Source organism: Actinomadura sp. HBU206391, from assembly GCF_014323665.1.
In the GTDB taxonomy this organism is placed as follows: Bacteria; Actinomycetota; Actinomycetes; order Streptosporangiales; family Streptosporangiaceae; genus Actinomadura_C.
On the sequence record NZ_JABVEB010000058.1, the window covers coordinates 23,606 to 33,709 of the forward strand.

Genomic DNA, 10,104 nt, shown 5'->3' on the forward strand with positions numbered 1-10,104 from the left:
TGCATGATCACGGCGGGGTGGGTGATCGAGAGGAACTGATAGATGCAGCGTTTGGAGGGCCGCGTGACCGGCGGAGCCAGCGGCATCGGGCTGGCCACCGTGGGGCGCCTGGCCGCCGAGGGCACCACGGTCGTGATCGCCGACCTCGACGAGGCCTCGGGAGAGGAGGCCGCCGCGTCGGTGAACGAGCAGGGGCGGTTCATCCGGGCGGACGTGACGAGCGAGGGACCTCAACCCCGCCGCCTACGGCGCGGAGCCGCACGAGAGCCCCGGACATGTCCGGGGCTTCCGCGACGAGGCCGAGCTGGCCCTGGTGCGGGCGGCGCTCGACCGGGACCTGCCGTTTCTCGGCATCTGCCGGGGCCAGCAGGTGCTCAACGTGGCGCTCGGCGGCACCCTGATCCAGCACCTGCCGGACGTGGTCGCGGCCTCGGCCACGCTCCGGCACCGGGCGTGTACGGGCGGGCCCCGGTGCAGGTGGAACCGCGGAGCCGGCTCGCCGCCGCACTCGGCGAGGCGCTCGTGGCGGCCGCCCGCTCCATCCGCTGATCGCGGGTGAACCAGGTGACGCCTTCACACGTCGAAGCGTTATGCCTGACACGCCCCAGAAGAGGGCCACCTCCGCCGCGATTCACGATCTTCGCCGTCGGATCCGCGGGTCCGCCGTGGCGCTCTGGACACGCCTTCTGGGGGTCGACGCCAAGCGTAGGAAGCCGATCAGGCGACGGCCTCCCACCGACGCCGATGATCTCTGGATGTACCCACCGTGACGTGCCTGGCCCCACCTGCCGCCGGTCGCTCCTCACATCCAGACATGGGCACGGGGTAGCCGTAGCACGAAGCGGGCTCCTTTTTCGCTGTCCTCGATGGTCAGGGTGCCGCCGTGCGCCTCGGCGATCTGCCGGGCGATCGCCAGCCCGAGCCCCGTCCCTCCGCAGTCCCGGTTGCGCGAGGCCTCGAGCCGCGCGAAGCGCCGGAAGACCACCTCTCGCATCTCGACGGGCACTCCATCGCCGTCGTCGAGGACCTCCAGCACCGCCACGCCCGGCTCTCCTCGGACGGTGACGGTGATCTGCGATTTCGCGTGGCGTTCGGCGTTGTCGAGCAGGTTGGCGAGCAACCGGCTCAGGCGCAGCCGGTCGCACTCGACGACCACGCCGCCGTTCAGGGCCCTGACGATCTCGGCCTTGCGGGGGTATCGGTCCAATTCGGCGGTGACCAGTCCGGCGAGGTGGGTGGAGACGTGCCGCGGCGGTTCGCCGGCGTCCAGCCGGGCCAGGGTCAGCAGATCCGTCACGACCGCCTGCAGTCGCTCGACCCCTTGGAGCACGGCTCGGGTCATCTGAGGCCAGTCCCTGTCCTCGGGGTACATCAGGGCCTCTTCCAGCTGGGCGCGCATCGCGGTGATCGGGCTGCGCAGGTCATGCGAGGCGTCCGAGGTGAAGCGCCGAAGCTGCTCGTAGGCGGACTCGACCCGGTCGAGCGTGTCGTTGACCGTCTCGGCCAATGACCTGATCTCATCCCGGTTCTTCGGCACCGGAACGCGCCGGCCCAGACCGGTGGCGGTTATCTCCGCGACCTCCGACCGGATCGCGTCCACCGGGGCCAGCGTCCGGCCGACCACCCGGTAGGCCCCCGCCGCCGTCATCGCGGTGACCAGTAACGAGACTCCGGCCAGCAGGAGCACGAACGTGGGGCCGCCGTAGCCGGGCACGGGGCGTCCCGCGTAGACCACCCAGTTCCCCTCCGGCTGGATCGCCCAATGAGAAGCGACGGTCATGCAGCCCGTCAGCCCTGTCGGAGGACACAGGTCCCGTACCGCCGTCAGTTCGCCTCCCGCCGGATGGAAGGAGGCGATCGCGGGCTTGCCGACGAGATCCTCGGACGCCGCGATCACTCGCCTGTGCACGTCCAGGACCTGGATCGCCCGTACGCCGCGCGGCCGCAGCACGCGTGGCAGCCGGCCCTCTCTGACCAGCACGACCACGCGCTCCGTGGCCTCGACGGCCCGATGTCGATTGTCGTTGACGTCCTTGCCGTGCATACCGATGACGATGGCCACGCTGATCGTCACGCAGACCAGCGCGGCGACGGCCCCCGCCGTCAACGTCATGCGCGTACGAAGCGACGCCCGATTCCTTAGCAGCACAAACACCCCCGAACCATTAAATATGCGTGCATATTTAATGGAATGACCCCAAGGGGTGGCAAAGTTCAGCCAACAGTCGGTAAAGCCAAGTGCCAGGCGCCGGGCCCCCTCCCGACGCTCAAGATCAGTGCGCTGCGGACCACCGGGTCTCTCGGGTCCGCGCCAGGTCATCGAGTGCGACGCCCTCGCCGTGCCGATCGTCGAGGTCACGGAAGATACCCGCGGCGGCCCGGTGCGCGATCACGGCCTCCTCGAACCGTCCGAGCTCGCGCAGCGCCAAGCCGAGCGCGTTCAGCGACCCGGCCTCCCCGTGGCGGTCGTCGAGCTCGCGGAAGATGTCGGCGCCGTCCCGGTGCGCGGCCACGGCCTCCTCGGGCCGTCCCAGCTCGCGCAGTGCCAGGCCCAGCGCGTTCAGCGACTGGGCCTCACCGTGCCGGTCTTCGGACGCCCGGCAGATCTCCAGGTCCTGCCCCAGCACGGCGACCGCCTCGTCGAACCGCCCCAGCTCCCGCAGCGCCATGCCGAGGTTGTTGAGCGCCGAGGACTCGCCGTAGGCCTCTCCCAGGTCCTGGAAGATCCGGAGAGCATCCCGGCAGACGGTGACGGCCTCGCCTGGCCGCCGGTCCTCCCGCAGGGCCAGGCCGAGGTTGTTGAGCACCAGGCCTTCCGCATAGGGGTCGGCGAGCTCCCGGCAGATCTCCAGGTCCTGCCTCAGCACGGTGATCGCCTCGTCGAATCGGCGCAGCTCGCGCAGGACCAGGCTGAGGTTGTTGAGCGCCGACGCCTCGCCGTACCGATCGCCGATCCCCTGAAAGAGCCGGGCGGCGTCCTGATGCGCGGTGACGGCCTCTTCGAACCGGCGGGTCTGCCGCAGGGCCAGCCCGAGCCCGTTCAGCGCCCGGCCCTCGCCCCGCACGTCGCCGAGTTCGCGGGCCGCCGCCCGGGCGAGGTGCGCGAGCGCGATCCAGTCGTTGAAGCGCCGCCGCCGGTCGAGGAAGTGGGCCAGCGCCAGGGTGAGGTTCAGCGCGACCTCGGGGCGGCCGCCGCCGGCGGTCAGGACGGTCGCCCTGAGGTTGGGGTACTCGGTGTCCAGCCACTCGAGCGCGGTCCGCTGGTCGGGGAACTTGTCGGCGGCGCCGTCCTGGCGGGCCAGCCGGGCGATGGCCGCCCCGGTGGTCGTCAGATAATGATCGTCCAGCCGGGTCAGCGCCGCCTCGCGCCCGTCCGCCGCGGCCTGGTGCCGTCCGTGGTCGTCGGCGAACCGGCGGACCAGGTCGTGCGTACGCCACCGCCCGTAGCCGGTGCCGCGGTCGACGAGGTGCGCGTGGGCCAGTCCCTCGAGCGTTCGCCGGGCGACGGCGTCGTCCAGTCCGGCGAGAACCGCAGCGGCCTCGGTGGCCACCTCGGGGCCGGGGTTCAGCGCGAGGAGCCGGAACACGCGGGCCTGCTCGCCGTCCAGGCGCCGGTAGGACAGCTCGAACGCCTTCCGTACCGCCTTCTCGGCGTACTGGAGCTCCTCTAACGGACGCGGGCCGCGCAGTTCGGCGGCCATGGCCGACAGCGGCCGGGACGGGTCCTCGGCCAGGAGCGCGGCGACGATCCGCAGCGCGAGCGGCAGGTGCCCGCACACCCGGGCGACCTCAGCCGCGCCGTGCGGATGGTCGGTCACGCGGGTGTCGTGCGGGCGGGCCACCCGAAGCGTCCGGTCGAGCATGTCCACCGCCGCCGCGGGGGTGAGGACGTCGAGGTCGAGCAGCCGCGCCCCGAGCAGCCCGAGCGTGTGGCGGGAGGTCACGATCGCCGCGCACGCGCCGTCGGCGGGCAGCAGCGGACGGGCCTGTTCGCCGGTGGAAGCGTTGTCGATCACCACGAGGATGCGGCGCCCCCGCGCGGCGAACTCAGCGAGCACCGAGGCATAGAGACGCCCGCGATCGTCGCCGTCGGGCGGCACGTGCTGGCCGGGCACCCCCAGGGCCCGCAGCATGCCGTCCAGCACCTGGCCGGGGTCGCGGCGGCGGGCGTCGTCGTAGCCGAACATGTCCACGAACAGCACTCCACCTGGGAACCAGTCTCGCGACAGCGCGGCCCGCGCGGCCTGCACCGCGAGCTCGGTCTTGCCGACACCGGCCAGGCCGCCTACCGCCGCGGCCGTCACCACCACCGCCGCCGGGCCGCCGCTCTCGCCCCCGGGGGCGAGGGTCTCGAGCACCTCGGCCAGCTCGGCGTCGCGACCGGTGAAGGCCGCCGATCCCGGCGGCAGCCCCGCCAGAGCCGGCGGCACCGGGGCCGGTAACCGCAGGGTGATGTCGCGGCCCATGATTGCGGGACCGATCACCACCCCGCCGGAGATCTCGTTGCGAATGCGGTCGGTCACGCCGCCAGCCTCACGCGGGTCCCGCGCCCGCACAAGGTCACAGGGCACAGAAGGCCGGTGGCGTCCGACCCGGCACGGTCACCCGCCGACTCAGTGGTGGGCGCCGTCGGCGCGCAGGCGGCGGATGAAGTCGGCGGAAGTCGAAGAGGACGTCCGTGACCTCCTGGGTGTCAGGCTCGGTACAGACGTATGTCGGCGCGTCGATGGGGACCGCCTTCAAGCTCATTCGATGATTATCACGGCCGCGATGTCGAACCGATCCCGCTTTACGCGGTCGAGCAGATCGGCGAAGCTCTCCGCCGAGATGCGCAGATGCCCGATGCCGGGCGCCTTGCTGTCCCGAATGCCGATGGCGCCGTTGAGGTCGGCGACCTCCACGCAGTCACTGTTCTCCAGGCTTCCGCTACGGCTGGACTTACGCCACTCCGTCATCAGCTGATCTCCAACATATTCCTCATCAGTTCTCGCGAGGAGTCGACGGGCAATGCGACCGCCCCAATGTGGTCGTACCACGACTGGAACGTCTCCACCTCTGAAGATCCTTGCACCAGTCTGCCACCGCCCATGGCCTCCGTATACGCGAGATCCGACCCGGCAATCCTCATGATCTTGAAACTGCCATTCAGGCCCAGGTGAGCGCCGACGGTCTTTGGTATGACCCGCAGCACGACATTCGGCAGCTCCGACATCTCCAGCAGCCGGATCAGCTGCCCGCCCATGACCTCAGACCCGCCCACCTGCCATTCGAGCACCGGTTCGGCGAGCAGAACCCATAGATGGGGTGGATCATCCCTCCCGAGGATCCGCTGGCGCTCCATGCGCCGTGCGACCTGTCCTTCCACATCACGCAATCCGGCCGAAACGAACAGCGTGCGAGCATAATCCTCGGTTTGAAGAAGGCCAGGTACGCAGCCCAGTTCATAGATCCTGAGCACCGAGGCCCTCGCCTCCAGCTCCAGATGGGTCTTCAGCCAGTCGGGATCATGGCCGGTCTTGGCGTGGCAGAGCAGGAGACTGAGCAGGTCTCCGGTTCCGTACTCCCTGTCCAGCGCCGCCACCTGGTCTTCTGACGGCTTGAGCCGACCCGCCTCCCAGTGAGAGACGGTCTGGCGTGCCGCCTTCGCGATCCTGCCCGCGCCGGCGCATGAGAGATCGTGCTTCACCCGGAGAAAGTGCAGGTAGTGGGCCAGTAAGTGCCACATCGACGATCTCGGGTCGAGCGACTGTCTGAGACTCATGGACAACTCCCCGAAGTTTCCGCTGTCTCTAATGACTCTGGAGTCAGCGAAAAGCTAGTTCCACGGCGCGACTCTTGTCCCGCGAACGACAGAGACGGGGAGCGGGCGAATATGCAGGCCATAGGCGCTGACGAGTTGGACGTGACGTGCATCGCGGCCAGAACCGTGGCGGGCGAGATGCGTCAGCGCATCGGATACCGGCTCGCCGCCATGACGCTGACGGATATCGCCCATGACACGTGCCTCGTCGCCGCGGAATTGATCACCAATGCCTGCCAGGCGACCCCGGGCGAGAAGATCCGCTTCAGATTCGTCCGAGAGGTCGGTTCCGTTCTTCTTGCCGTGTGGGACTCCAGTGATCTCATGCCTGAGGTTCAGCCGATCAGAGAGCTGGAGCCGGCGGACCTGGACCTGTCCCCGGACGGCTTCGACGACAACGGAGGGTGGGGGCTGACCCTGGTGCGCACGATCGCGTCCGAATGCGGCGTGTGCCGGACCACACCGAGTGGCAAGTGGGTCTGGGCCAGGCTGGCGGTCGGGCCGTGGTGAACCGCCGCACAGCAGCACCGGCCGGCGGGTGACCATGGGCGTCTCATAGACGGACCCACCCTGGTGGCCGACGGGCCCGAAGCCATCTGAAGACGTGCGCGCGCCGGACGGCCCGGCCGGCGCGCGCACCCCTCGTCCGGCAGGGGAAGACCGGACCAGCGGTGGCGATACGGCTAACACCCCCAGGGGTTGATCGGAATGACAGGGAAGGCGATTGTCACCGTTGATGTCGAATGTTTGTTCGACTCGTGGTGGTGACTTTAAGTAGAGTTGGGATGTGCGGTCAGTAACGATCGATCTGGATGGCGCCCCACCGGGTGAGTTGGTGGAGGCCGTCTCAGCGATCGTGTCGGAGCTGGCCGCCCGCCCGGACGTGGAGTCCCCGGCCGCATGCATGGAACTGGCCCAAGACCTCGGGCGGGCGCTCGATGTGGGTGAGGCCGCCCTGTCATCTTTGATCGGGGTCGTCGACCGCAGCGGAGAAGCGCGGCGGTGGGGGTTCTCCTCCACCTCCGCATGGCTGCGGAAACACCTCGGGATGCGGTCGGGGCGCGCCGGCGAGCGGGTGCTGCTGTCGCGCCAGCTGCCGCGGCTGGGTGTGGTGAGCAAGCAGTTCACCTGCGGTGAGCTGCCCTACGGGTATGCGAGCACGATCGCCCACACCGTCAACCGGCTGAACGATGACGACGCTCAGGCCGCGCAGGAGCATCTGCTCGGCTTGGCCGAACAGGAATGTTCGGCCGGTGAGGTCGCCCGCGCCGGGGAACGCATCCGCGAGGTCATCGCCGACCGCGACGGCACCGGCAAACCACCCCCCGACGCCAAACGCCCCTTCACCCGCTCCTGGCTGGAAAAGTCCAAGACCCTGGACGGATCAGCCTGGTTCAAAGGATGGCTCACCCCCGAAGACGCCGCCGCCTTCGACGACATCATCGAACCCCTCACCACCCCCACCGGCGCCGGAGACGACCGCGACCACGCCCAACGACGCGCCGACACCCTCATCAGCGTCCTGACCGTCGGTCACCACCGCAGCACCCTCACCGTCACCATCCAACTCCAAACCCTGCAGGGCGCAGGCGTGCCGGGGAGGCTGCCCGACGGCACCCCCATCCCCCCTCGCGGGTACGGCAACTCGCACTCAACGCCGGAGTGTCCACACTCATCCTCAGCCCCGACGGACACCCGCTGTATCTAGGGCGCACCACCCGCTTCGCCACCCCCAGGCAACGCCAAGTCCTACGCACCCTGTACGCCACCTGCGCCGTCGACGGCTGCGACATCCCCACCGGCCTCTGCGAAATCCACCACCTCGACGGATGGAAACTCGGATCCCCCACCGACATCGACAAACTCACCCCCACCTGCCGCTTCCACAACCAATGGATCGAAGAAGGATCGAAGACAACCCCGACAGAGTGCAGACCACCCACAACACCAACGGGCGCCACCTCATCCGCTGCCTGCCACCCCGGGACACCAGACAACGCCCAGACCGACCACGAAACCGAACAAACCGACCCCGCGAAAACGACCACCAACCCAAAGGACCATGACCCACCAAAACCGACCATCTGGTCGCGGGTGCGCGATCAGTAGCGGGCGCGCAGTTCGCGGCGCAGGAGCTTGCCGGTGACGGTCTTGGGGATCTCCTCCAGAATCTCGACGGCACGGGGGCACTTGTAGGCCGCCATCCGCTCCTTGCAGAACGCGATGAGCTCGGCCGGCTCGGCGGTCATGCCGGGGCGCAGGCTGACATAGGCCTTGACGGTCTCGCCGCGATACTCGTCCGGTACGCCCACTCCCAGGATCACGTCCTCGGAGCCGATGGCGATCCAGTCCCGGTAGGCCTGGGCGTTGAACACCACGTTGCGGTGCGTTGTCATGGCGCCCTTGGGCGGCCCGGTGGTGCCCGAGGTGTAGGTCAGGAACGCCACGTCGTCCGGCCCGACGGGCACCGCGGGCGGACGGTGACCGGCGAACCTCCCGAGCAGCCTGGCCATGTCGACGGTACCGGGACACTCGATCGGCTCGACACCCGAGAAGATCCACTGGTCATCACGGGTCTCGTACTCGAGCTCCGAGGTGGTGATCACGGTACGGATCTCCGTCCCGGCGACGACGTGGCGCGCCACGTCCCGGTAGAGGCCCTGCAGGCAGACCAGGACCTTCGCGCCCGAGTCGCGCAGCAGGAGTTCGAGCTCGCGCTCCTTGTTCATCGGGTTGGCCGACACGGCGATGCCGCCGGCCTTCCAGGTGCCGACCATCGCGATCACGAACTGCGGCACGTTCTGGAGGTACAGCGCCACCCGGTCCTGGGCCGCGAACCCGGTCGCGGCCAGCCCTGCGGCGAAGGCGTCGGAGAGCTCGTCGAGCTCGCGCAGGGTGATCCGGCCGTCGAAGTAGCGGATGATGTCCGCGTCCGGGTCGCGGGCCACCGACGCCGCGAACATCCTCAGCGCACTGGTGTGCTCGATCTCGATCTCGGTCGGCTGGCCGTCGTCGTAGCGGGCCAGCCACGGCCGCTCGTCGTAGCTGCTCATGCTCGTGTTCTCTCGCCGGATCAGCGGATCGCGACCGGGTTGACCGGCGCGCCCGTGCCGTGCACGACCTTGAGCGGAGCGGCCACGTAGAAGAAGCTCCAGCGCCCGTCGGCCGCGCACGCGTCGGCGAGGTCGTCCAGCCAGGCGATCTCGGTGAGCGTGACGCCGAGGTTGCGCATCAGCGCACAGTGCAGCGGCAGGGCGACCCCGGTGTTCGGCTCGAGGGTCACCTCATTGGCGATCGTGTCGGTGACGAGGTTGGGAACCTCGCGGTTCTGGAACCACTCGACCAGCTCGCGGGAGTAGGTCAGCCCCGGCTCGTTGAAGCCGTCGTAGAACGACTCCTTGTCGTTCAGCTCGTACCAGTACTTCATGAAGCCGGTACGAACGCACAGGATGTCGTGCGGCTCGATGGTCACGCCCTGCGCCGCGGCTGCGGCCTCCAGGTCGGTGTGGTCGAAGGTCTCGCCCTTGTCCAGCCATGGCTTGCCGCGGTGCCGCGCCATGTCGATGAGCACGCCCCGGCCGGCCACGCCCTTCTCCGCGATGGGCAGCACGGAGGCGACGTCCATGCCGCCGATCGTGGACCGCGCGTCGTAACCGTTCCAGAGCTTGCCGTCGTACCAGACATGGCCCAGCGCGTCGTACTGCGTCGAGCCCTGCAGGAAGATCGTGGCGGTGTCGTCGGCGTAGTGCAGGCCGCCGGGGAAGTTCGAGGCTCCTTCCGCGTCCCAGGTGCCCTCGTCGAGGACGTTCTTGCGCTCGATGCCGGAGCGGCCGGGCCACAGCGGGTCGCCGGGGCCGTCGGTGCGCCCCATCTGGATCTGGAGGGTGAACACCTCGCCGGAGCGGATGTGCCGCACCCCGCGCAGCACCTCGTCGGCGGTCAGGTAGTTCAGGCAGCCCAGCTCATCGTCCGGCCCCCACTTCCCCCAGTTGCTCGGAGCGTCCTCACCCAGCACCTCGCGCATCTCGGGCGCATCCGACATCGTCGTCTCCTTCCCTCCGGTGAACAGGTCCGCCGACCGGCCGATCGTTCGCACGTGGTCACCGTGCCCGAGATCCTCGACATGCGGGTGGGCGCCGACGTCCTCACCGGTACGGCGCCGGGCGCCGGACCGGTCCTCAGCGATCCGGACGCGCGAGGCGGGACGGCCGGGCCGGCCGTCGCGGTCGCCGCTTCGGCCTCGCCCCCGGCGGCGACGCCTGCGTACGCTCCGACGGACTGGCGGAGTTATCCGCCGATGGACT

At 69.3% G+C, this 10,104-nt stretch carries 9 protein-coding genes and 2 pseudogenes; 5 read left to right on the top strand and 6 right to left on the bottom strand.

What is annotated here, in order from left to right; genetic code table 11:
• Nucleotides 1–42: 42 nt before the first annotated feature.
• Nucleotides 43–165, top strand: a pseudogene (locus HKK72_RS18915) (short-chain dehydrogenase); the annotation flags it as partial.
• A gap of 118 nt (nt 166–283) precedes the next feature.
• A pseudogene (locus tag HKK72_RS18920) lies at nt 284–559 on the top strand (gamma-glutamyl-gamma-aminobutyrate hydrolase family protein); the annotation flags it as partial.
• A 243-nt stretch (nt 560–802) separates the two neighbouring features.
• On the opposite strand, the gene HKK72_RS18925 reads toward HKK72_RS18920, so the two are convergent.
• The 4 genes from HKK72_RS18925 to HKK72_RS18940 all read right to left on the bottom strand — a co-directional run bounded on the left by HKK72_RS18925 (nt 803) and on the right by HKK72_RS18940 (nt 5,761).
• Nucleotides 803–2,113: a sensor histidine kinase gene (locus tag HKK72_RS18925; RefSeq protein WP_187235711.1), complete on the bottom strand. Its 1,311-nt coding sequence runs from the start codon at nt 2,111–2,113 to the stop codon at nt 803–805.
• Nucleotides 2,114–2,273: 160 nt separating this feature from the next.
• A complete protein-coding gene (locus tag HKK72_RS42235; protein WP_187235712.1) occupies nt 2,274–4,523 on the bottom strand; it encodes an ATP-binding protein in 2,250 nt (749 codons plus the stop codon).
• Between the two features lie 222 nt (nt 4,524–4,745).
• Complete coding sequence (locus HKK72_RS18935; RefSeq protein ID WP_187235713.1) at nt 4,746–4,955, bottom strand: DUF397 domain-containing protein; 210 nt, start codon at nt 4,953–4,955, stop codon at nt 4,746–4,748.
• Nucleotides 4,955–5,761: a helix-turn-helix domain-containing protein gene (locus HKK72_RS18940; protein WP_187235714.1), complete on the bottom strand. Its 807-nt coding sequence runs from the start codon at nt 5,759–5,761 to the stop codon at nt 4,955–4,957. Before HKK72_RS18940 ends, HKK72_RS18935 begins: the two co-directional genes overlap by 1 nt.
• Before the next feature lie 141 nt (nt 5,762–5,902).
• On the opposite strand from HKK72_RS18940, the gene HKK72_RS18945 reads away from it, so the two are divergent.
• Together HKK72_RS18945 and HKK72_RS18950 are read left to right on the top strand one after the other, a co-directional pair.
• A complete protein-coding gene (locus HKK72_RS18945; protein ID WP_187235715.1) occupies nt 5,903–6,310 on the top strand; it encodes an ATP-binding protein in 408 nt (135 codons plus the stop codon).
• A 277-nt stretch (nt 6,311–6,587) separates the two neighbouring features.
• Entirely contained in the window at nt 6,588–7,508 is a 921-nt protein-coding gene (locus HKK72_RS18950; RefSeq protein ID WP_187235716.1) for a DUF222 domain-containing protein, read from the top strand.
• Nucleotides 7,509–7,902: 394 nt separating this feature from the next.
• On the opposite strand, the gene HKK72_RS18955 is transcribed toward HKK72_RS18950, so the two are convergent.
• A complete protein-coding gene (locus tag HKK72_RS18955) occupies nt 7,903–8,853 on the bottom strand; it encodes an AMP-binding protein (protein ID WP_187235717.1) in 951 nt (316 codons plus the stop codon).
• A 20-nt stretch (nt 8,854–8,873) separates the two neighbouring features.
• A complete protein-coding gene (locus tag HKK72_RS18960; protein ID WP_315987332.1) occupies nt 8,874–9,896 on the bottom strand; it encodes a cyclase family protein in 1,023 nt (340 codons plus the stop codon).
• On the opposite strand from HKK72_RS18960, the gene HKK72_RS18965 reads away from it, so the two are divergent.
• Nucleotides 9,897–10,104 (top strand): hypothetical protein (locus HKK72_RS18965; protein WP_222720878.1); only part of this gene is annotated, 208 nt, incomplete at its 3' end.

Coding starts and splice junctions, on each gene's coding strand:
- HKK72_RS18935 (WP_187235713.1), bottom strand. CDS start 4,955: ATGACGGAGTGGCGTAAGTCCAGCCGTAGCGGAAGCCTGGAGAACAGT.
- HKK72_RS18955 (WP_187235717.1), bottom strand. CDS start 8,853: ATGAGCAGCTACGACGAGCGGCCGTGGCTGGCCCGCTACGACGACGGC.
- HKK72_RS18925 (WP_187235711.1), bottom strand. CDS start 2,113: ATGACGTTGACGGCGGGGGCCGTCGCCGCGCTGGTCTGCGTGACGATC.
- HKK72_RS18940 (WP_187235714.1), bottom strand. CDS start 5,761: ATGAGTCTCAGACAGTCGCTCGACCCGAGATCGTCGATGTGGCACTTA.